Source organism: Roseibium sp. RP-7 (assembly GCF_053005225.1).
In genome coordinates, this window is the sequence record NZ_JBRKQA010000001.1 from 724393 (window position 1) to 745666 (window position 21274).

The 21274-nt window shown below is 59.4% G+C and carries 18 protein-coding genes; 10 read left to right on the forward strand and 8 right to left on the reverse strand.

Going from position 1 to position 21274, the window contains the following annotated elements:
• Positions 1-273 precede the first annotated feature (273 nt).
• On the forward strand, positions 274-489 hold the full coding sequence (gene hemP / locus ACVDG9_RS03305) for a hemin uptake protein HemP (RefSeq protein ID WP_031269825.1): 216 nt from the start codon (positions 274-276) through the stop codon (positions 487-489).
• Positions 490-605: 116 nt separating this feature from the next.
• On the opposite strand, the gene ACVDG9_RS03310 is transcribed toward hemP, so the two are convergent.
• Positions 606-1799 (reverse strand): HD domain-containing phosphohydrolase, encoded by a 1194-nt coding sequence (locus ACVDG9_RS03310; protein WP_447237291.1) that lies wholly within the window; start codon positions 1797-1799, stop codon positions 606-608.
• Positions 1800-1975: 176 nt separating this feature from the next.
• On the opposite strand from ACVDG9_RS03310, the gene ACVDG9_RS03315 reads away from it, so the two are divergent.
• Together ACVDG9_RS03315 and ACVDG9_RS03320 are read left to right on the forward strand one after the other, a co-directional pair.
• Complete coding sequence (locus tag ACVDG9_RS03315; protein WP_447237292.1) at positions 1976-3229, forward strand: BaiN/RdsA family NAD(P)/FAD-dependent oxidoreductase; 1254 nt, start codon at positions 1976-1978, stop codon at positions 3227-3229.
• Positions 3226-3681, forward strand: coding sequence for a YaiI/YqxD family protein (locus tag ACVDG9_RS03320; protein WP_062490424.1), 456 nt, complete (start codon positions 3226-3228; stop codon positions 3679-3681). Before ACVDG9_RS03315 ends, ACVDG9_RS03320 begins: the two co-directional genes overlap by 4 nt.
• 137 nt (positions 3682-3818) lie before the next feature.
• Here ACVDG9_RS03320 and ACVDG9_RS03325 read toward each other — a convergent pair whose 3' ends face one another.
• Positions 3819-4184 (reverse strand): BA14K family protein, encoded by a 366-nt coding sequence (locus tag ACVDG9_RS03325; RefSeq protein ID WP_023002219.1) that lies wholly within the window; start codon positions 4182-4184, stop codon positions 3819-3821.
• Between the two features lie 383 nt (positions 4185-4567).
• Here ACVDG9_RS03325 and ACVDG9_RS03330 point away from each other — a divergent pair, with 383 nt between their 5' ends.
• Positions 4568-4780, forward strand: a complete 213-nt coding sequence (locus ACVDG9_RS03330) for a cold-shock protein (protein WP_006934329.1) — start codon at positions 4568-4570, stop codon at positions 4778-4780.
• Positions 4781-4978: 198 nt separating this feature from the next.
• Here ACVDG9_RS03330 and choV read toward each other — a convergent pair whose 3' ends face one another.
• The 3 genes from choV to ACVDG9_RS03345 form a co-directional block, all read right to left on the reverse strand.
• Positions 4979-6022: a choline ABC transporter ATP-binding protein gene (gene choV, locus ACVDG9_RS03335; RefSeq protein WP_023002218.1), complete on the reverse strand. Its 1044-nt coding sequence runs from the start codon at positions 6020-6022 to the stop codon at positions 4979-4981.
• Entirely contained in the window at positions 6019-6861 is an 843-nt protein-coding gene (gene choW, locus ACVDG9_RS03340) for a choline ABC transporter permease subunit (RefSeq protein WP_055657561.1), read from the reverse strand. Before choW ends, choV begins: the two co-directional genes overlap by 4 nt.
• 83 nt (positions 6862-6944) lie before the next feature.
• Positions 6945-7889, reverse strand: coding sequence for a choline ABC transporter substrate-binding protein (locus ACVDG9_RS03345; RefSeq protein ID WP_023002216.1), 945 nt, complete (start codon positions 7887-7889; stop codon positions 6945-6947).
• Positions 7890-8253: 364 nt separating this feature from the next.
• Here ACVDG9_RS03345 and betI point away from each other — a divergent pair, with 364 nt between their 5' ends.
• From betI to ACVDG9_RS03365, 4 genes are all read left to right on the forward strand, one after another.
• Entirely contained in the window at positions 8254-8856 is a 603-nt protein-coding gene (betI, locus tag ACVDG9_RS03350; RefSeq protein ID WP_023002215.1) for a transcriptional regulator BetI, read from the forward strand.
• 15 nt (positions 8857-8871) lie between these two features.
• Complete coding sequence (gene betA, locus ACVDG9_RS03355) at positions 8872-10530, forward strand: choline dehydrogenase (RefSeq protein ID WP_152504677.1); 1659 nt, start codon at positions 8872-8874, stop codon at positions 10528-10530.
• 45 nt (positions 10531-10575) lie between these two features.
• Entirely contained in the window at positions 10576-12039 is a 1464-nt protein-coding gene (gene betB / locus ACVDG9_RS03360) for a betaine-aldehyde dehydrogenase (protein ID WP_447237294.1), read from the forward strand.
• A 305-nt stretch (positions 12040-12344) separates the two neighbouring features.
• On the forward strand, positions 12345-13628 hold the full coding sequence (locus ACVDG9_RS03365) for an adenylate/guanylate cyclase domain-containing protein (protein ID WP_023002212.1): 1284 nt from the start codon (positions 12345-12347) through the stop codon (positions 13626-13628).
• 72 nt (positions 13629-13700) lie between these two features.
• Here the strand turns inward: ACVDG9_RS03365 and ACVDG9_RS03370 are convergent, their stop codons facing one another.
• The gene (locus ACVDG9_RS03370) at positions 13701-14489 is read right to left on the reverse strand and encodes a glycosyltransferase family 2 protein (RefSeq protein ID WP_077290820.1); all 789 of its coding nucleotides are present in this window, start codon (positions 14487-14489) and stop codon (positions 13701-13703) included.
• 85 nt (positions 14490-14574) lie between these two features.
• Positions 14575-16245, reverse strand: a complete 1671-nt coding sequence (locus tag ACVDG9_RS03375) for an alpha-glucosidase family protein (RefSeq protein WP_447237295.1) — start codon at positions 16243-16245, stop codon at positions 14575-14577.
• A 571-nt stretch (positions 16246-16816) separates the two neighbouring features.
• On the opposite strand from ACVDG9_RS03375, the gene ACVDG9_RS03380 reads away from it, so the two are divergent.
• Positions 16817-17983, forward strand: a complete 1167-nt coding sequence (locus tag ACVDG9_RS03380; protein ID WP_023002209.1) for an acetyl-CoA acetyltransferase — start codon at positions 16817-16819, stop codon at positions 17981-17983.
• Between the two features lie 217 nt (positions 17984-18200).
• Positions 18201-19928, forward strand: coding sequence for a methyl-accepting chemotaxis protein (locus ACVDG9_RS03385; RefSeq protein WP_081713387.1), 1728 nt, complete (start codon positions 18201-18203; stop codon positions 19926-19928).
• 168 nt (positions 19929-20096) lie between these two features.
• On the opposite strand, the gene ACVDG9_RS03390 is transcribed toward ACVDG9_RS03385, so the two are convergent.
• The gene (locus ACVDG9_RS03390) at positions 20097-21203 is read right to left on the reverse strand and encodes a hypothetical protein (RefSeq protein WP_447237296.1); all 1107 of its coding nucleotides are present in this window, start codon (positions 21201-21203) and stop codon (positions 20097-20099) included.
• Positions 21204-21274: the final 71 nt, after the last annotated feature.

Below are 21274 nucleotides of genomic sequence, written 5' to 3' on the forward strand. Positions count from 1 at the left end.
TTGCCGCTGAGGGAGAGGAGAGGGCGGTTGGCTGGCCTGGCATTTGTCACTCCGGTTGCCCGGAGGTCCTGTCTAATCCGAAACCAGAGGACGCGATTTCCGGTTCCGTTTCGATCAGGCATTGCCTTGATAGGAAAACTTGAGTATGAGTGTCAAGTATAAAGTTGAGTTTGAAACTCATCTTTTGATTCCGATGTCCCATCGCTCCGCTAAGAAGCTGATTTTTTGAACAGTTTCAGGAGCAACACAAAGGCCAAGGACCGATTGCGCGCAATGACACCGACCGCCAACAGCCAGAAGCACCGCCTCTCCCTGGGTTCCAGCAGCCGCGCTACGCGCGCCTTTGCGGCAACACCGCCGCGTGAGCATAAATCGGAGCTCGACACGCGCGACCTGTTCAGCGGCCAGCGCCAGATCCAGATCCGCCACAACGACGAAACCTACCGTCTGTCGATCACCAAACAGGGCAAGCTGATCCTGACGAAATGATTTTGCCGGGCTGATATCCCTTCCCTTTTGCGGGGAAGGGGTGCGGCAGAGGGAGCGCCCTCTCTATAGACTGCGATATGCCCGGCGCTCTCACTACAGCCTTTCTTTCTCCACCTTCAAGCCGTATCGATCAGAGCTTCTTCGGGTGCCGAATGGCGTTCGACGCGGATGGGTTGGCGCACGCCTGCGGCCTGGTGGAAATGTTCCAGCCGGCGGATGGTGGTGGGCGTCAGCATATGGCCGCGGGACAGAACCAGTTCGTGACCGGTTTCGGTCAAGGCGTCGTCGATCAGCACATCACCCGGCCGCAGAGAGCGGATGTAGCATTCGGCAACAAGTCTTTTGCGCTCCTCCGGCACGTCATCCATCAGCGTTTCCTTGGCCAGCTCCAGCAGCATCGGATCATATTTGCGCTTGTTGATGGTAAGCGCCTCGAAGGCCGCTGCATCCGGTCCGCTTTCCGGGCTTGCGTACCACAGATCCGTCAAGAGCTTGAGGATGCGGGCAATCATCGGGATTTCCTTGCCCGTCGGCCCGTCCTTGGGGAAACCCGAGCCGTCGAAACCGCGGCCGGATAGAAACAGGTATTCGGAGACTTTCTCCAGTTGCGGTATGTTCTTCAAAAGATCCCGGGTCTGGTCCGGTGCCCGGTCCAGGATATTCCGCTCCTGCTCGGTCAGGCCGCGTGCGGCCCGGTAGCGGGCAAGGATCTGTTTCGGCAGCAACGCCTCGCCAAGCGGTGACAACATCACCGACATTTCCAGTTCCCAGGTTTTCTTCATCCCCAGGCGTTTGGCCAGCCGCAGGGCCTGTTTGCGAACCGTGCTCGTGCGCCGGAACGCTTCCGGGTGGAAGAGCGCCAGCATGTCGATCAGCAACTTGACGGATCCGGCAAGTGTCCGCTCCAGCAGCGCGCGGTCCTTGGCGAGCTGAAAATGATGGGAAAGAGCTGTTTCCATGGCGCAGGCCAGATCTGTCGATTGACAGGGCTTTTCCAGATACATGAAGGCATGGGCCTCATTGAGCGTCTTCTTGATCGCATCTGCCGAGGTTTCCCGGGTCAGCATGACCCGCGCGGCTTGAGGCGCAATGGTCTCCGCTGCTCGCAGAAAGGCCGTTCCGCCGCGGCCCGGCAGATTGAAACAGGAAAAAATGACGGCTGTGCCATGGTTCTGCTTCAGAAACTGCAATGCAGCTTCCGTTTCGGAAAAGCAGGCAACCCTCATGTGACTGCCGAACAGGCGTTCAAAGCCTGCCTGAACGTCCTTGTCCGGATCGGCAACGACTACCAGGTCCGTGCCTTTTTCCATTCACGGCTCCTTTCACAGGAAGCAGACCCGCCGGGAAAACTTCCGCAGGTACACCCCCTGGATGATATTCTCATGAGACTGATAACAAATACTTGCAATAATTCTCGACATACCAACACCGGTTCTGATGAAAATCGATGGTGGTCTTTGCAGCCCGCCTTGAACTATAAGGCCGCATGTTCGACGTCCTGATTGCCGGTGCCGGTCCGGCCGGTCTCTTTGCTGCGGAGCGCCTGTCCGAAAACGGGTATAGCGTTGTGGTTATCGACCGCATGCCCTCTCCCGCGCGCAAGTTCCTGATGGCTGGCCGCGGCGGCCTGAACCTGACCCACAGCGAAGACCTGACCGCGTTCCTCGCGCGCTACCGGCAGGCCGAACCTTTTTTGGCGCCCTTGATCCAGGAATTTCCGCCCGAAAGACTGCGGCGCTGGTGCGAAGATCTTGGCGAAGAAACCTTTGTCGGCAGTAGCGGACGTGTCTTCCCGAAATCCATGAAGGCCTCCCCTTTGCTGCGTGCCTGGCTGCGCCGGCTCGATGCCAATGGCGTCCGCCTGCTGACCCGGCATGCACTTTGTGCCATTGAAGGAGACGGACCGCTTCAACTCAGGACACGGGATGAAACTGCCGCCGAAGACACTGCAGGTGAAGGCGCCCTGCAATCCCTCACCGCACGTGCCTGCCTTCTGACCATGGGTGGTGCAAGCTGGCCGAAGCTCGGTTCCAACGCCGCGTGGGTGCCGATGCTGGAAGAGCGCGGTGTTCGCATCAACCGGTTCCAGCCGGCAAATTGCGGCTTTCAGACCGGCTGGAGCGATTTCCTGAAAGAGCGGTTTGCCGGTACGCCGCTCAAACGTATCGCCCTGTCCCATGGCGGGAAAAGGGTGCAAGGGGAGGCGGTCTTGACGGCTCAGGGCCTTGAAGGTGGTGCCGTCTACGCCTTGTCCGCCGAACTGCGCGAAACAATCAACGAAACCGGTTCGGCGACACTGCACATCGATCTGCGGCCGCAGGCCGGAGTTGACGAGCTGGCAGCGAAACTCTCAAGACCCCGAGGCAAGCAGTCTGCAGCCACGTTTCTCAAGAAGGTCCTTCGGCTGAGCCCCGTTGAAATGGCGCTGCTGCGCGAAGCCGGCGATGTCCCTTCCGATCCGGAAAGCCTCGCGCGCTGCATCAAGGCCGTTCCCGTTGTTCTGGACGCGCCCTATTCCATCGACCGGGCGATCTCTTCCGCCGGAGGCATCGCGCTGGACGAACTGGACGAAGGCATGATGCTCAAGAAGATGCCGGGCATCTTTGCCGCGGGTGAAATGCTGGACTGGGAAGCGCCGACAGGCGGCTATTTGCTGCAGGCGTGTTTTGCGACAGGTGCCCGGGCAGCAACCGGCATCGCGGCCTTTCTCCAAAGCTCGAAAGGAGAGCAAACAACATGACCGTGCTCTACATCGACGCCGATGCCTGTCCGGTCAAGGACGAAGCCGTTCGCGTGGGCGAGCGCCACAATGTTGAGATCAAGTTCGTTTCCAACAGCTGGATGCGGCTTCCCGAAGGCGATCTGATCGAGCGGGTTGTCGTTCCTGAAGGGCCGGACGAAGCCGACAACTGGATCGCGGAACGTGCGGTGGCGGGTGATGTGGTCGTGACGGCCGATGTGCCGCTTGCGGCACGCTGTGTGAAGGCGGGCGCTCTTGTCATCGGTCCGACAGGCAAGCCGTTTCGCGAGGATGCCATCGGCATGCGCCTTGCCATGCGGGACCTCAACACGCATCTGCGTGAAATAGGCGAGATCCGCGAAAGCGGGCCTGGCTTCACGAAGGCCGACAGATCGCGCTTTCTCAACCAGCTTGAGACCACCATGCGCGCGGCGAAGCGTATATCCCCCTAGGGGCAGACACATAAATCCTTCCTGGCGACATCGGTGTTCCAACAAAAAACTCCCTGCAAGGAGGGGAGGAAACCCTTGCAGGGAGTGGCCGGTGGCCTTTTCAGGCCGGTTATGGCCCGGCGAAGTTGGAAACTGCCTTACTGGCAGAAGCGGTACTGTCCGGAATAGGACAGGAAGTAGCCGGTGTTCGGATTGAACGAACGATACTTGCGGCTGCAGTAGTTGTACCAGGCCGGGCTCCACGGAGCCGGACGGTAGATGACCGGGGCCGGAGCCGGTGCCGGATAGTAGGCCGGCGGAGCCGGATAGTAAGCCGGGGGCGGAGCGACATAACGCGGCTGGGAAAGTGCTGACCCGAGGATCGCGCCGGCGGCAAGGCCGCTGGCGACGCCGACGCCGACCTGCCAGCCCTTGGCGGCATGTGCGGGTGTGGCCTGAGAGGTCAGTGTGACGCCGGCAACAAGAGCCAGCGCAGAGGCGGTAACTGCAAACTTCTTGAACATGACGGTGTCCCTTCCAGTGTCGTGAGGCCCTGCTGTCCGCCTCAACTCATGAGACGAAACTAACCCGCCCCCCGGTCGGGCTCTGTGACTGGTGTCACAAGCTGTCACTTTGTCACCGGAACAGGATTTATCGGCTTTGTGGCCTCGGTTTGACCACTGCAAAAATCTTTCGCTTGCCGTAAGCGCCACCTGGACCTACATTATTCTCCATCGGTACGCGTTGTGCCGTACGGGACTGACGAAAGACCCGGTGAGACTGACTTCGGCAGGGCTCCATCAAGCGCTGCTCTGAATTTCCAAGCTTTCCGTTTCTTGTTGACTTCTCGTTTATCCGCGCCTGCCGGAAACGGGATGGCGCATCCAACCAGCGGAAAGGTTTCTCCATGCGCGAGAACGGCACCATTAAATTCTTCAACCATGACCGTGGCTTTGGCTTCATCACTCCGGAAAACGGTTCCAAGGACGTTTTCGTCCACATCACCGCATTCGAGCAGGCCGGTATCGGAACGCCCGTCGAAGGCGCGAAGATCTCCTTCGTTGCTGAAGACGACCGTCGCGGCCGCGGCAAGCAGGCTGCTCAGCTCGAGCTGCTCTAAGGTTTCAGGCTGCAGCCTCCGTCCGGGGACGGCTGGCGCGGATTGAACAACGAAAAACGGGACCGAAAGGTCCCGTTTTTTGTTTGTTTTTGAGGATGAAACCAAGCCTCGTATCTTCACCCACTCAGCGCGGCCGATTTGTTCATTCTCCTCAGGATGAGGCTCAATGTGCGGAAAAACTCCAGGTCGCCACACGCCTTACGCCATGCAGTCCAGCAGCTCCTTCTCGCCAATGACACCGACGATGGAGCCGCTTGCTTTCACGACGACCGGATCCTTGCTGGACTTTTTCAGCTGTGCGACTTCACGCACCGAAGCGTCGGCATCGCAGGTCAGGGCGCTGGCGAGCGAGCCCGGCAAGCTGCCCGGAGGCACCATGATGTCGCGCGCGCGCAGCACGTTCAGCGGGTTCATGTGGCTGACGAATTCAGCCACATAGTCGGTTGCCGGCGACTTGACGATTTCCTGCGACGTGCCCAGCTGGATCACCCGTCCACCTTCCATGATTGCGATGCGCGAGCCGATCTTGGCGGCTTCATCGAGATCGTGGCTGACGAAGATGATGGTCCGGTTGAGTTCCTTCTGCAGGTCGAGCAACTCGTCCTGCAGCTTGTCGCGGATGAGCGGGTCGAGAGCCGAGAACGGTTCGTCCATCAGCAGAAGCGGCGCGTCGGTCGCAAAGGCGCGAGCGAGGCCAACACGCTGCTGCATGCCGCCCGATAGCTCGTGTACGTGCTTTTCGCCCCAGCCGTTCAGGCCAACCAGCTTGAGCTGCGCCTCTACCTTTGCGGCTCGTTCCTTTGCGGGCATGCCGGCAAGCTCCAGGCCAAAGCCGACGTTTTCCGCCACCGTGCGCCAGGGCAGAAGACCGAACTGCTGGAACACCATGCCGATCCGGTGCCGGCGCAATTCCCTCAGATCGTTCTCAGAGCAGGTTTCCGGATTGACGTAACGCTTGCCGTCATGAACCTGCACTTCACCCCGGATGACCGGGTTAAGACCGTTGACGGCCCGGAGCAGCGTCGACTTGCCGGAGCCGGACAGCCCCATCAGCACGATGACCTCGCCTTCGTAGATGTCGAAGGTCGCACCGGCAACGCCGAGGATCTGGCCGGTTTCTGCCTGGATTTCCTGCCGGGTCTTGCCGGCATCGATCATGGGCAGAGCCGTGTGAGGCTTTTCGCCGAAAACGATGTCGACGTCCTTGAAGGAAACGACGGCCGATTTGTTGGTCTCGCTCATCGTTTGCCTCCCTCTTCGGCGCGGAAGAAGCGGTCAAGCACGATGGCGATCAGGACGATACAGACACCAACTTCGAAACCTTGGGCGATATTCACCGTGTTCAGGGCGCGCAACGTCGGCACGCCGAGGCCGTCCGCACCGACAAGGGCGGCAATCACGACCATCGACAGCGACAGCATGATCGTCTGCGTCAGGCCAGCCATGATCTGTGGCAGGGCGTAGGGCAGCTCGATTTTCCAGAGCAGCTGCGATTTGGTGGCTCCAAAGGCCTTTCCGGCTTCGATCAGCGCGGTCGGCGTCGAGGAAACGCCAAGCTGCGTCAGGCGGATCGGTGCGGGAATGGCAAAGATGACGGTCGCGATGAGACCGGGCACCATGCCGAGACCGAATAGGATCAGTGCCGGGATCAGGTAAACGAAGGTCGGGATGGTTTGCATCAGGTCCAGCACGGGACGAAGTGCGGCGTAAAAGCGGGGGCGATGCGCGGCCAGCACGCCGACAGGCACGCCGACCACCATACAGACCACGGACGCGGCAACCACCAGCGCCAGGGTTTCGGTCGTTTCTTCCCAGTAGCCCTGGTTGATAATCAGCAGCAGGGAAATTGCCACGAAAGCCGCAAAGGATATGGTCCTGTGGACCAGGTAGCCGATGGCGACGGCGACAACAACGATGACCAATGGATGCGGCGTCTGCAGCAACCAGAGGATTCCGTCTATCAGCGTTTCGAGAATTGCCGAGATTCCGTCAAACACCCAATAGGCGTTGTCGGTGAGCCAATCGACCAAGGTGCGCGCCCACGGCCCGATCGGCAGCTTGTGTTCTGTGAGCCAGTCCACGCCACTGCTCCGGTATTATTGTTCTTGGAAAACCAGTGGCGCCGGGCAGGAGACCCGCACCGGCGCCAGATTTTGGTCAGCGATCAGAGACCGAGAGCCCCTTTGACGGCTGCGAAACTGTCGCCGCCATCAAAAGTCTTCACGCCGACGAGCCAGTTTTCGAAGGTTGCCGGATGCTCCTTCAACCAGGCGGCTGCCGCCTTGTTGGGATCCTCACCCTCGATCAGGATGGCACCCATGATCTCGTTTTCCATGGGCAGCGAGAATTCCAGGTTTTCAAGCAGCTTGCCGACGTTCGGGCATTCCTTGACATAGCCGGCACGCACGTTGGTGTAGACGGTGGCTCCGCCATAGTTCGGGCCGAAAATGTCGTCGCCGCCTTCAAGATACTTCATCTTGAAATTGGCGTTCATCGGGTGCGGTTCCCAGCCGAGGAAGACGATGTCCGCCTCGCGGCGGTTTGCACGGGCGACCTGCGCAAGCATGCCCTGCTCGGAGGATTCCACCACTTCGAAGCCTTCCAGTTCGAAGAGGTTTTCATCGATCATGCCGATGATCAGGCGGTTGCCATCGTTGCCCGGCTCGATGCCGTAGATCTTGCCGTCGAGATCGTCCTTGAACTTGGCGATGTCCTGGAAGCTCTTCAGGCCTTTTTCGTAGGTGTATTCCGGAACGGCAAGCGTGTACTTCGCGCCTTCCAGATTGGCCCGGACCGTTTCCACGGAGCCGTCTTCGCGATAGGCCTTGATGTCACCTTCCATGGTCGGCATCCAGTTGCCGAGGAAGATGTCGATGTCCTTGTTCTTGAGCGACGCATAGGTCACCGGAACGGACAGGATTTTAACTTCCGGCTTGTAGCCGAGCGCTTCCAGGACGACCGAGGTTGCGGCGGTGGTTGCCGTGATGTCAGTCCAGCCGACGTCGGAGAAGCGAACCGTCTGGCAGCTTTCCGGATCGTTTGCCAGGGCGGTTCCCGTGAGCATCAGCCCGAGCGCCAGGCCTCCAGCGAGTTTCGCTGCTACTTTCATATGTATACCTCCTATGGAAAGTCTGTTTTCTTGTTTTTCTGCAGGGCATGGGGTGTCAGTGTGGTTCTAACGCCCTCAGTTTCCTCTGCCCACAGCCTGCCTAACCTAGATCCAAACATCCACGGGAAAAAATTGCAAGTTTTCATTGATTGACTGATCAATTAAAAATAAAACTTGGATGTGAGACGAACGCGGCAAGGCGCATTCAGAGGCTCTTGGGAAGGCTTTTCCTTCTCCTTGACGCTGCTGCACCATGATCGTGACGATCGGTAACCGGACTTGTTCTTGTCCGGATGTGCCGCCGTCTGATCATCGCCAGAAACGCTGAGCCGAATTCTTCTCTCGCCCTGTGTCGGAGGTTGAAATGCCCAAGGTCGGAATGGAAGCGGAACGGCGGCGCAGTCTGATTGACGCGACGGTCGATGCCATACACGAACGCGGCTACAGCGACGTGACCATGGCGCAGATCGCAAAGCGCGCAGGCGTTTCCGGCGGTCTTGTGCATCACTATTTCGGCTCCAAGGACCAGTTGCTTGCCGCCACCATGCGCCATCTCCTGACCGAACTCGGCCGGGCGATCCGCGAGAGCCTGGAAAAGGCGGAGACCCCGCGCGAGCGTATTTCGGCAATCATTGCCGGCAACTTTGCGGTCGACCAGTTTCAGCCCGCCGTGATCGCGGCCTGGCTCGCCTTCTACGTTCAGTCGCGTACCACCGACAGCAACAATCGTCTTCTGAATATCTATTCGGCAAGGCTTGCCTCGAACCTGACCCACAACCTGAGGGCCTTCATGCCTCAGGACGAAGCACGCCGGATTGCCGAAGGCACGGCGTCGATGATTGACGGCGTCTGGATCCGGCAAGCCCTGCGCGACGGCAAGACCGACCGGCCGGCCGCGATCGAGCTGGTCGAGGACTATGTGGAAACCCAGATTGCCGTCCACCTGGCGCGCAACACCAAGAATTGAGCAGCTAGGATCAACATGAGCGACCAGTTCGACTTCATCATCGTCGGAGCCGGATCCGCCGGCTGTGCGATGGCCTACCGCCTGTCGGAAGACCCGAGCAACAGGGTGCTTGTGCTGGAATTCGGCGGCACCGATGTCGGTCCGCTGATCCAGATGCCGGCTGCCCTGTCCTACCCGATGAACATGCCGCTGTATGACTGGGGGTACACCAGCGAACCGGAACCGCATCTGGAGGGCCGGCGCCTGGCCACACCGCGTGGCAAGGTGATCGGTGGATCGTCTTCCATCAACGGCATGGTTTATGTGCGTGGCCATGCCTGTGATTTCGACACCTGGGAAGAGATGGGTGCGAGCGGCTGGGGGTATCGCCATGTGCTGCCGTACTACAAGCGCCAGGAGCACAGCCATGGCGGTCAGGACGGCTGGCGCGGCACCAACGGTCCGCTGCATGTCCAGCGCGGCACCAAGTGGAACCCGCTGTTCGACGCCTTCAAGACAGCCGGCGAGCAGGCGGGCTATGGCGTGACCGCCGACTACAATGGCGAGCGTCAGGAAGGCTTCGGCGACATGGAAATGACGGTCCATCGGGGCCGTCGCTGGTCTGCCGCAAACGCCTATCTGAAGCCGGCACTGAAGCGCGGTAACCTGACCCTGATCAAGGGAGCTCTCGTGCGCCGGATCCTGATCGAGGACAAGCGCGCGGTCGGTGTGGAATTCGAAACCGGCGGCGAGGTCCGCGAGGCAAAAGCTGCCCGCGAAGTGATCCTGTCGGCGTCTTCCATCAATTCGCCGAAGATCCTGATGCAGTCCGGCATCGGCCCGGCGGCGCATCTTGCCGAAATGGGGATCGACGTCGTGGCCGACCGGCCGGGCGTGGGTGCCAACCTGCAGGATCATCTGGAGCTATATCTTCAGCAGGCCTGCACCCAGCCCATCACGCTCTACAAGCACTGGAACCTGTTCTCCAAGGCGGTGATCGGGGCCCAGTGGCTGTTCCTGAAGCAGGGTCTCGGTGCATCGAACCAGTTCGAAAGCTGCGCTTTCATTCGCTCCAGGGCGGGCGTGAAATATCCTGATATCCAGTATCACTTCCTGCCCTTCGCCGTGCGTTATGACGGACAGGCAGCTGCCGAAGGCCATGGTTTCCAGGCCCATGTCGGACCAATGCGCTCCAAATCGCGCGGCCGTATCAAGCTGACCTCCAGCGATCCGAAGGCCAAGCCGTCGATCCTGTTCAACTACATGTCCCACGAAGACGACTGGGAAGACTTCCGCACCTGTATCCGCCTGACCCGCGAGATCTTCGGCCAGGAGGCGTTTGCCCCCTATCGTGGCAAGGAGATCCAACCGGGAGACAGTGTACAGAGCGACGAGGACCTGAACGGCTTCATCCGCGAACACGTGGAAAGCGCCTATCACCCATGCGGCACTTGCCGGATGGGGGCGAAGGATGATGCCATGGCCGTGGTCGACCCTGAATGCCGGGTGATCGGCGTTGACGGGCTTCGTGTTGCCGACAGTTCCATCTTTCCGCAAATCACCAATGGCAATCTGAATGCCCCCTCGATTATGGTCGGGGAGAAGGCATCGGACCATATTCTCGGCAAGACCCCGCTGCCCGCGGCCAACCAGGAACCGTGGATCCACCCGGACTGGCAATCCAGCCAGCGATGATCCCCGGCAGTCCAACGGCAGACACACAGATCAAGGAGCCAACCCATGCGCGCCCAACCGCAAGCGTCCCACTATGTCGGCGGCTCATATGTCGAGAGCCAGAGCGGCACTCCCTTTGACTCGCTGTATCCCGCAACCGGTGAAGTCATCGCGCAGATCCGCGCGGCCGACGATGCCGTGATCGAGGCGGCAATCCGCTCTGCCCAGGAAGGCCAGAAGGTCTGGGCGGCAACACCAGCAGTCGAACGCGGCCGGGTGCTGCGCCGGGCGGCCGAGATCCTGCGTGAAAAGAACCGGGAACTCTCCATTCTGGAAACGCTCGACACCGGCAAGCCCTTGCAGGAAACCCTGATTGCCGATGCTGCGTCCGGCGCCGACTGCCTGGAATACTTCGGTGGTCTGGCCGCAACGCTTACCGGCGAACATATCGATCTGGGCGGCTCCTTCGCCTACACCAAGCGCGAACCGCTCGGCATCTGTTTCGGCATCGGCGCCTGGAACTATCCGATCCAGATCGCCTGCTGGAAGTCTGCTCCCGCACTCGTTTGCGGCAATGCCATGATCTTCAAACCCTCGGAAGTCACCCCGCTGAGCGCCTTGAAACTGGCGGAGGCCTTTACCGAGGCCGGTCTGCCCGCTGGTGTCTTCAACGTGCTTCAGGGCTTTGGTGATGTCGGTGCAAAGCTGGTCGCTCATCCGGCCATTGCCAAGGTTTCGCTAACCGGCTCTGTCCCGACCGGCGCCAAAGTGGCAGCCCTTGCGGGTGAGCATCTGAAGAAGACAACGCTGGAACTCGGCGGCAAATCCCCGCTGATCGTGTTCGAGGACGCTGACATTGAAAACGCGGTGTCCGCCGCGATCAACGCCAACTTCTATTCCACCGGGCAGATCTGCTCCAACGGGACGCGTGTGTTCGTTCATGAAGCGATCAAGGAAGCCTTTGTGGCACGGCTGGCTGAACGCACCGCCAAGGCGGTTCTGGGCGATCCGCTGGACGAGGCAACCAATATTGGTCCGCTTGTGTCCAAACAGCAGCTCGACAAGGTGCTCCACTACATGCAGATCGGTCAGGAGGAGGGCGCCCGGCTGGTGTGCGGCGGTGGTTCAGCCTCTGTCGCCAGCTTCCCGGACGGCTATTTCGTGCAGCCGACCGTCTTTGCCGACGTGAAGGACGACATGCGCGTTGCCCGCGAGGAAATCTTCGGCCCGGTGCTGAGCGTGCTCGACTTCACCGATGAGGACGACGTCATCGCCCGAGCCAACGACACCGACTTCGGCCTTGCCGCGGGCGTTTTCACAAGGGACATTCAGCGGGCGCACCGGGTGATCGACCAGTTGCAGGCCGGCACCTGCTGGATCAACACCTACAATCTGACCCCGATCGAAATGCCTTTTGGCGGCTACAAGAAGTCGGGCATCGGCCGCGAGAACGGCCATGCTGCGATCGAGTATTATAGCCAGACCAAAAGCGTTTATGTGGAAATGGGCGGTGTAGAGGCGGCGTTTTAAGGCGCTGCTTCTCGTTCCACCTAGAACAGGTTGACCAACCTTCGAGACGGCGTTTCCTGCTTCTTCAGGACAGGGTTGGCGTGTGTGGTGCGTGCAAGCTGCCTGTCACTCCATGCGTCTTTATCCTGAGAAGCCGCGCAAGCGGCGTCTCGAGGGTTGGGCCGGTTGTCCTCGATGCCCAGTTGCCCTTGGGTCGATGTTTCCCTTGGGCCAATTGAGGGCATTTCCTACCATTCGGTTTTTTGCCGATTGAAGTTTGATCTCCGGCGCCCGAGATATTAGCCAGAGCGTTTCACGGAGCCCCGATGAACAAAGCCTTTCTTGACCCAGCCCCGCGCACATACGCGCCCCATGTCTATCTGCTTGCCCGCTCCAGCAGAGGCCCTTCCTGTGCGCCGGAGACACTCAGCATCGATCAGCTGAATTCGTGGCTCTTGCATGAAGCGACGCGGATCGATGATGTCATGCTGATGTTCGAGGAGTTCATGTGGCGCTGCAAGGCTGCCGGCCTCGCCATCGACCGGGCAACGCTGCATATCGGTACCCTGCATCCGCGCGTCATCGGTTTTTCCTGGGTCTGGAACAGTCAGGACTATTTCTGCGACGAGGTTGCCGCAGATGCCAACGCGACCAAATCGGAAGCCTTTACCCGCAATCCGCTTTTCCACGTCATCAACGAAGGCCAGACCATCAAGGTCGATCTGGAAAGCGAGGAAGGTGCCAATTCCGCTCCGCTGATGCGCGAACTTGCCGATCAGGGATACACGACCTATGTCGCCCTGCCGCTCAGTTCCTCGCACGAAAAGCGGAATGCCATGACCTTGGCAACCCGCAAACCCGGTGGGTTCCCTCCGGCGGAAAAAGACTTGATCCGCAATCTGATCGACCTTTTGGCGCTGCACATCGAGCGCCACATCGTTCAGCGGATTGCCCGCAACGTTGCCGACACCTATCTCGGGCCGATCGCCGGACAGCGCGTGCTGGACGGCGAGATCAAGCGCGGTGATGGCGAGGCTATCAAGGCAGTGGTCTTCATGGCCGACATGCGCGGCTTCACTCAACTCGCCGACCGGCTGAGCGGACCGGAAGTGACGGCTATCCTCAACGCCTATTTCGACAGGATCTCGGACGCCGTGCTCAACCACGGCGGCGATATCCTGAAGTTCATGGGCGACGGCATTCTGGCCGTGTTCGATCAGAAGACATTTGGTGAAACAGCGGCGGCGAACGCCGCCGTGAAGGCCGCCAAGGCTGCACTGGAGGCCATTGACGAGCTCAACCGCAATCCGCCCGAGGATCTTCCCGACCCGATCCACTGGCACCCCTTGAAGATCGGTATCGGCCTTCACCGGGGTGAAGTCTTCTTCGGAAATGTCGGTGGTGAGGAACGGCTCGACTTCACGGTGATCGGCCGCGCCGTCAACGAGACCAGCCGGGTGGAATCCCTGTGCAAACCCCTCGGCCGCGCCTTGCTCCTGACAGAGCCGGTACGCGCTGCTCTTTCCGGAGACCTCCAGACCGGCCTAAATGCCATGGGCGAACATGCCCTGCGCGGCGTCGGCAAACCGGTTGCCATTTTTGCGGCCTAGTATGGAACGACTTTGAAAACCGATACAGGTCCGGTGAGGGGGCTGCGACAACGGTAATGCGCAGCTCTTGCCTCAGTCCGTTTTGGTCCTGTCCAGCAACTCGGCCTCATAGGCCTTGGCGACGCGCAGGAAGCGGGCGTGGGCGTAGTTCATGGCCAGGATAAAGCCCCACCAGCCGTATTTGCGGTACTTGCGCACGAAATAGGCCTTGAAGAAGCTCACCGGGAATTCGGTCAGGAGGCGGCTTTTCGGCAGCTTGCGGCCGCGGGCGCGCATGTCGTCCACCTGCATGCCCGAGTAGCGATTGTATTTGCCGACCTGAAAATCCAGTGACCGGATGGACCGGTGCGCCATGATGCCGGAGAGGTTCGAGATGCGCGCACCTTCCTCGGGCCGGACCGTGTCATGAACTGTCGAGGCAGAGAACCGGCCCTTGCGCCGGTCATAGAGGCGGATCTGGTGATATCCGTAGGCCCAGGGGGCAGGGGCGGTTTCATGGGCATAAAGATCGCGGATCATGATGCGCCAGCCATCGGCGTCCGCGTAACTGCCGTCTGCGAATTTGGCTTTGATTTCCGCGGCGAGGCCCGGCGTCACCTCTTCGTCGGCATCCAGATTGAGCAGCCAGTCATTGCGGCACTGGTCTTCGCCGAAACGCTTTTGCGGACCGTAGCCAGGCCAGTCGTTGCGGATGACCCGCGCGCCAAGTTGTTCGGCCACGGCGACAGTTTCGTCCGTTGATCCGCTGTCGATGACGATGACCTCGTCCACCCAGCCGATGACACTTTCGATCGGTCGGGCGATCCGGTCGGCCTCGTCACGGGCGATGATGAAAACGGAAAGAGGCAGGCGGTCGGTCATGAAAGGTCCGGCGTTGGTTTGCTCGGCCGGAAATGCTCCGGCGCGACTATTTAGCCGTGCCGGAGCCCGAATTGAAGGCGCGAAATCAGGATTTCACGCGAGCAAACAGCGCGTCGAGACCCTGGAGGACAATCGTGGCGCCCTCCAGCGTGCCGTTGAAGCCGGGCGCATTGAGGTTTTCCAGCTCAAGTCCGTTCAAGGTGACGGTGGCCGGCTCGGTGCCGAGGTTGAAGGCACACAGCACGGTCTCACCCTGATGGCTGCGGGTGAAGACCAGCGTGTTGTCCTGGCTGTCCAGAAACACCATGTCGCCCTTCTTCAGGGGCTCCTGAGCCTGCCGCCAGGCATAGAAGGCCCGGTTCCGGTTCAGGATGGAGCTTTCGTCCTTGTCCTGTTCGAAGGCGGCAAGCGCCAGATGATCCTGCGCGACCGGAAGCCAGGGCTCGGCTTCGGAGAAACCGGCGTTGCTGTTGTCTTTCACCCAGGGCATTGGTGTTCGGCAGCCGTCGCGGCCCTTGTATTCCGGCCAGAAGCGAATGCCGTAGGGATCCTGCAGCTTTTCAAAAGGAACTTCAGCCTGCGGCAGGCCGAGTTCTTCGCCCTGGTAAAGGCAGGGGGTGCCGCGAAGCGAGGCGCAGAGGGCGGTTTCAAGCGGTGCGAACCGGGCAATGTCCAGATCCTCGCCCCAGCGGCTGGCGACCCGCTTCACGTCGTGGTTCGACAGCGCCCAGGAAGCCCAGCCGGAGCCGATGCCGGCGTTCATCTCTTCCACGATCTTTCGGATGTAGGGCGCCGAATGCTGGGGTGTCAGCAGGTCGAAGCTGTAGGCCATGTGAATGCGCTTGCCGGCTTCCGTATAGGAGGCCGTCAGTTCCACGGCCTGTCCGTCCGCGCCGATTTCACCGACGGACGTCGTGCCCGGATATTTGTCCAGGAGCGCGCGCAGCTTCTCAAGAAACAACAGGTTTTCCGGTTGGGTCTTGTCGTAAAGGTGATCCTGATAGCCGTAGGGGTTGGTCGGATCGACGGTGGACGGCATTTCAGTCGCGCTCAGGGGTGGGTTGTCCCGGAGCTGCTTGTCGTGGAAATAGAAATTCACCGTGTCGAGACGGAACCCGTCGACACCGCGGTCGAGCCAGAACCTGGCGGCACCCAGAACCGCGTCCTGAACCTCGGGGTTATGGAAGTTCAGATCCGGCTGGCTGGTCAGGAAATTGTGCATGTAATACTGGCGCCGGCGGCTATCCCATTCCCAGGCCGGGCCGCCGAAGATCGAAAGCCAGTTGGTCGGCACCGTGCCGTCCGGCTTGGCGTCGGCCCAAACGAACCAGTCGGCCTTGGCATTGTCGCGTGACGAACGGCTTTCGACAAACCATGGATGTTGGTCGGAGGTGTGCGAAATAACCAGGTCGATGATCACCTTCAGGCCGCGCGCATGAGCGGCAGCCAGCATGCGGTCGAAATCGGCAAGCGTGCCGAACATCGGGTCGACATCTTCATAGTCGGAGACATCGTAACCGAAATCATCCATCGGCGAGGTGAAGAAGGGCGACAGCCAGATGGCATCGACGCCCAGCGAGGCAATGTAGTCCATGCGTTCGCTGACGCCGTTGAGGTCGCCTATGCCATCACCATTGGTGTCGTTGAAGGAGCGCGGATAGATCTGGTAGATCACCGCCCCACGCCACCAATCCGGGTCATTCTTCATGTCTGACGGCACATCAGCCTCCAGGCCCGTTTCGGCTTCTTCGAACATTGCCGGTTGTCTCCGTTCCGCTTCTGAGGCGGTCTTAATGGGTTTCAAAGCGCTTTGAATGGCTATATCCAGCGCCTTCTCAGGTCAAGTGAACAGTGTTGAAAAAGTCGTTCGGCAATTGCTTTCGGTAAGCGATGTGTGAATTGCGTCGCACATGTGGAACGGGGATGATGAGCACATGCAAAAACCGGCCCTGCGAGGCAGGACCGGTTGAGCGACTGAAAAGGAACGAAACACGATTTTGTCCGGAACGCGTTCTTCCTATACCGCTTAAGTGACAGGCATATGACCGTCTGCCTCGCCTTCTTGGCAAAACGCAGTAAGGAAACGCCATGCCGGCAGCGCCGCTGGTAACCGCTTTATCTCTTTGGACTAATGCAATTAAGTAACTGAAATAAAACATGGAAAAATATTGTTATGACGTTTAGGTCAGTTTCTTCTTGCAAAGCAACATGGAAGCTGGAACTGTCCCCGCACACAGAACTTACGTAAGATGGAGCCCCCCGCACGGACAAGAGATCCGGCGGAAATCGGGTTTCATCTTGCGGGCAAAAAAACTGGAGGAAGTGTCATGACGGCAGCCATGGTGGGTTGGGCACACATGCCCTTCGGCAAGCATTCGGAAGAGACGGTTGAAAGCATGATCGTCAAGGTGGCGGTCGATGCCATCAAGGACGCGGGTATCGAGCCGGGAGATGTCGACGAGATCCTGCTCGGTCATTTCAATGCCGGTTTCTCGGCACAGGATTTCACCGCTTCGCTGGTGCTGCAGGCCGATCCGGCGCTGCGTTTCAAACCGGCAACCCGTGTCGAAAACGCCTGCGCCACCGGCTCTGCCGCCGTGCATCAGGGTGTGCGCGCCATTGCTTCGGGCGACGCCCGCTTCGTGCTGGTCGTCGGTGTCGAGCAGATGACCACGACGCCCGGTCCGGAAATCGGCAAGAACCTGCTCAAGGCCTCCTACCTGAAGGAAGAAGGCGATATCCCGGCAGGCTTTGCCGGTGTCTTCGGCAAGATCGCCGACGCCTACTTCCAGAAATACGGCGACCAGTCCGATGCCCTGGCCAAGATTGCGTCGAAGAACCACAAAAATGGTGTCGGCAACCCCTACGCCCAGATGCGCAAGGACCTCGGTTTTGACTTCTGCCGCGCGGAATCCGAAAAGAACCCGTTTGTCGCCGGTCCGCTGAAGCGCACCGACTGTTCGCTGGTGTCCGACGGTGCCGCTGCACTCGTCCTGACCGATCCTGCAACGGCGCTCGGCATGAAGAAGGCGGTTGCCTTCCGCGCGCTTGCCCATGTGCAGGATTTCCTGCCGATGTCGAAGCGCGACATCCTGAAGTTTGAAGGCTGTTCCAAGGCCTGGGGTCAGGCACTCGGCGATGCCAATCTGGCGCTGGATGACCTGTCTTTCGTCGAGACCCACGACTGTTTCACCATTGCCGAGCTGATCGAATATGAAGCCATGGGCCTTACCAAGGAAGGCGAAGGTGCCCGCGCCGTGCTGGAAGGCTGGACGGAAATGGGCGGCAAACTTCCGGTCAACCCGTCTGGCGGCCTGAAGGCCAAAGGCCATCCGATTGGCGCCACCGGTGTTTCCATGCACGTGCTCACTGCCATGCAGCTAACCGGCACCGCCGGTGAAATCCAGGTGAAGAACGCTGAGATCGGCGGCATCTTCAACATGGGTGGTGCCGCGGTGGCCAACTTCGTGTCCGTGATGCAGGCGATGAAGTAATCGGCAACAACTGCCTTTAAGTAAGATTTAAAGGAGGACGAGAAATCGTCCTCTTTTCGTTTTTGTTGAAGATAAAAGTAGTTTTTGTCTAAATACATACTCGTGAAAAGTTCCTAAGTGTTCACCTAAATTAATTTTTTAAAAATCTTATAAAATCAGATTGTTGCCCAGAGTAACGCATCGGCAGGGGGCAGGTGCGACATAAGCTGGGTTAACCATGTCCGTCTTTCAAAGTCTGAAATCCAAAATGATCGCCATGCTGGCTGTACTGTTCGTTGTTGCGACAGCGCTGAGCCTTGGCACGATACGCAATCTTGGCGTGCTCGAAGAAAACGCGGGGCATCTCCGCGAAGGGGCGGAAACCTTTGCCACCGACGGCGTGAACCTGGCCATTTCACTGCAGAAAATGCAGTTCGACATCGTTCAGGTGCAGCAATGGCTGACAGACATTTCCGCAACAAGAGGTCTTGATGGCCTGAACGACGGTTTTGATCTTGCGGTTTCCTTCTCCGACAATTTCAAGAGCGAGAGCACCGCGGCAATCGATCTCGCCGAAAAGCTCGGTTATGCGGATCTTGTTGAAAAGATCAGGAACGTTCAGGCGAAATTCCCGTCATACTACGACACCGGAAAAGCCATGGCGGAGGCCTATGTTGCCGGTGGACCGGAGCAGGGCAACAAGCTCATGGGGGCATTCGACGGCGAAGCTGAAAGCCTGACGACGGCGCTGGAAGCAGCCCTTGATCTTCATCACCAGCATCTGGAAACGGAACGCGCCGAGTTGGCCGTTGAGGTGGCGAGCTATCAGAGTGCGGCCCGGAACGCTGACGTCATGACCTACGCTAACCTCGGGCTCGTCGTCCTTGCCCTGGCAATGGCCGGTTTCTTCATCATGCGTGCGGTCATTCTGCCGCTCGGGTCCTTTGCCGAGGCAGTCGCCCGGCTTTCGAAGGGCGACTATGGCATTCACCTTGCCGAATGCGAACGGGCTGACGAAATCGGACAGCTTGCAAATGCGATCAATGTCCTGCGCGACGGCGCTTCGGAGCGAGAGGAGTTGGTCAAGGCGCAAAAGGCCGAAGACGAGGCGCGTATTCGGCGCATGCGGCAGCGTGAAGAGCTGACTGCTTCCTTCCGCAGCAGCGTATCGTCCCTCATCGTGGATGTGACCGGCACCATGTCGCAGCTGGAAGACACAGCAACTGTGCTGATCGGTGTTGCAGACGACACCACGACACACGCTGAAGGAGCGGCCTATTCATCCAATTCGGCTCTGGGTAATGTCGAGGCCGTCGCTTCTGCCGCTGAAGAGCTTTCGGTTTCCATCGAGGAAATCAACCAGCGTGTGGCTTCCACCTCCGCAGTTGTCTCGGAAGCTGCCGAAACCACCAGCCTGACCAATGAAAAGGTCGCAACCCTTTCGTCTGCGGCCCAGGAAATCGGTGAAGTCGTCCAGCTGATCCAGACCATCGCCGAACAGACCAATCTTCTGGCACTCAACGCAACTATCGAGGCTGCTCGTGCTGGTGAAGCCGGCAAGGGATTTGCTGTCGTTGCTGCGGAAGTCAAGGAATTGGCCAATCAGACAGCGAAAGCCACGGAAAGCATCACCCAGCAGATCATCGCCATTCAGGAAGCGACCACCGATGCAGCCCACTCGATCCAGCAGATCACCGACATCATGGGCAATGTAACGGCGGAAACAACGGCAATCGCATCGGCGGTTACTGAACAGAGCGCAGCGACTGGCGAAATTGCCCGTGGCGTCAACGAGGCCTCCACCAGCACCCAGACGGCAAGCGACAGCGTGTCCGGCATGAAGGAAAACGCGGTCCGCTCCAAGGATGCGGCAGGTGAAGTCCGCCAGGCGGTCAACCTGGTTGCAGAACGCACCCAGACGCTGACCCACCAGATCGAGGACTTCATCAAGTCCTTTGCGGCCTAATGTCAACCGAGACCAGTTACGAAAAGCCGGCGGTTTCCGCCGGCTTTTTTGTTTCCCGGTTTTGACAATCCTCCAAGTGACGATGAGGCGGCGAACGGAAAAAAAGCCGACCTGCTACTCAGGTGAACAGCCGACTTGTGGTCGGTGATCTGGGCTGCTCGTTTTGCCTTACTCCGCAGCGTCGGCGATTGCCGAGTAGAGATCCGGATCCGTCAGTTCAGGCGGAGAAACCGGTGCGCCACCGCCTTCGCCGACGTAAGTATCCGCCACGCCGTAAATGAAGACCCCGCCCGCCTTGCGCTTTGCGATGGCGACCCGCTCGATCAACTGGAAGTCGCCCGTTTCGCAGTTGGCGTAACTTGTATAGATCGGTTTGCCGTTCTCGTTGATCCGTTCGGAACCTGAGGTGAATTTGCCTTCCGCGCATTTCTTCTGGCTGTCGGCAACAATAAGCGACATCAGTTCTTCTTCCGACTGGTAGCTACCCGCCGGAAAAATGTGCGCCACTATCGTGCGTGCGTCGTTGGTGGCAACGGCATGAAGGCCGTTCAGATCTTCTTCGCGCTGTCCGTCGGGAATAAGCTTTAGCCCGGAAAGACCTGCGCTGCCCATCAGGTTGAACAGGGCCTGGGTCGCTTCGATGGCAAGTTGCGGGTCGGTCGCCGAACTGGACGCCGCCGCTTCGTCCTTGGTGGGGGCGGAATGTCCGAGGCCACCTTGAGAGCTGGCGCCTGCAGCACCGGCAACGGGTGCCGCACCGTACCGTGCGATGTTCTGCTCCACACATTTGGCAAGACGTGCCATCAGGCGAGAGGTGCCTGTGAGGCGGAATTCGTAATTGTAGGTGCCATCTCGAACGTAAAGTGTCCGTCCGCGGCGAAATCGGGTGATGATGTAGCCGCCTCTCGGCATTTGCATGCGCGCCAGATTCTGCGACGTCGCCTTGGCAACGCCGCTCTGCCAGGCGCCCCGGTCGATGCGATACTGAAGCGCAATATCCGCGCCGACCTTCATGTTCCACTGAAGTGCCGAAAAGCCGATGGCCCAGTTGTAGTTGGTGTCGAGCTGGACATATAGCGTGATGCCGCTGTGGTAGCTCACGGACGCGACACAGGTCGAAAATGCGCCGGTCTGATCATCAGTGAAGGCACTGCCGTTCCAGCCGCCGCTTTGGAAGTTTTCAACAACGGCTGCATGGCTAGTTCCGAAGCTGCCGAAGAGCAAAAGACCTGCGGAAACCCCGGCGGCAACCAATGAATAAACAAGACGCATCATACCCCCTCTGATGCCACAGCGGCCGTGTCCCAGCCGTCTGGAAAGGCTAAGTGATTTCCTTTGCGGCATCA

Excerpts from the sequence above, each read along its gene's own strand:
- betA (WP_152504677.1), top strand. The coding sequence starts at position 8,872 with ATGAGCGACCAGTTCGACTTCATCATCGTCGGAGCCGGATCCGCCGGC.
- ACVDG9_RS03380 (WP_023002209.1), top strand. The coding sequence starts at position 16,817 with ATGACGGCAGCCATGGTGGGTTGGGCACACATGCCCTTCGGCAAGCAT.
- ACVDG9_RS03375 (WP_447237295.1), bottom strand. The coding sequence starts at position 16,245 with ATGTTCGAAGAAGCCGAAACGGGCCTGGAGGCTGATGTGCCGTCAGAC.
- betB (WP_447237294.1), top strand. The coding sequence starts at position 10,576 with ATGCGCGCCCAACCGCAAGCGTCCCACTATGTCGGCGGCTCATATGTC.
- ACVDG9_RS03315 (WP_447237292.1), top strand. The coding sequence starts at position 1,976 with ATGTTCGACGTCCTGATTGCCGGTGCCGGTCCGGCCGGTCTCTTTGCT.
- ACVDG9_RS03370 (WP_077290820.1), bottom strand. The coding sequence starts at position 14,489 with ATGACCGACCGCCTGCCTCTTTCCGTTTTCATCATCGCCCGTGACGAG.
- ACVDG9_RS03310 (WP_447237291.1), bottom strand. The coding sequence starts at position 1,799 with ATGGAAAAAGGCACGGACCTGGTAGTCGTTGCCGATCCGGACAAGGAC.
- ACVDG9_RS03385 (WP_081713387.1), top strand. The coding sequence starts at position 18,201 with ATGTCCGTCTTTCAAAGTCTGAAATCCAAAATGATCGCCATGCTGGCT.
- choV (WP_023002218.1), bottom strand. The coding sequence starts at position 6,022 with ATGAGCGAGACCAACAAATCGGCCGTCGTTTCCTTCAAGGACGTCGAC.
- ACVDG9_RS03345 (WP_023002216.1), bottom strand. The coding sequence starts at position 7,889 with ATGAAAGTAGCAGCGAAACTCGCTGGAGGCCTGGCGCTCGGGCTGATG.
- ACVDG9_RS03320 (WP_062490424.1), top strand. The coding sequence starts at position 3,226 with ATGACCGTGCTCTACATCGACGCCGATGCCTGTCCGGTCAAGGACGAA.
- betI (WP_023002215.1), top strand. The coding sequence starts at position 8,254 with ATGCCCAAGGTCGGAATGGAAGCGGAACGGCGGCGCAGTCTGATTGAC.
- ACVDG9_RS03390 (WP_447237296.1), bottom strand. The coding sequence starts at position 21,203 with ATGATGCGTCTTGTTTATTCATTGGTTGCCGCCGGGGTTTCCGCAGGT.
- ACVDG9_RS03325 (WP_023002219.1), bottom strand. The coding sequence starts at position 4,184 with ATGTTCAAGAAGTTTGCAGTTACCGCCTCTGCGCTGGCTCTTGTTGCC.
- ACVDG9_RS03365 (WP_023002212.1), top strand. The coding sequence starts at position 12,345 with ATGAACAAAGCCTTTCTTGACCCAGCCCCGCGCACATACGCGCCCCAT.
- ACVDG9_RS03330 (WP_006934329.1), top strand. The coding sequence starts at position 4,568 with ATGCGCGAGAACGGCACCATTAAATTCTTCAACCATGACCGTGGCTTT.
- hemP (WP_031269825.1), top strand. The coding sequence starts at position 274 with ATGACACCGACCGCCAACAGCCAGAAGCACCGCCTCTCCCTGGGTTCC.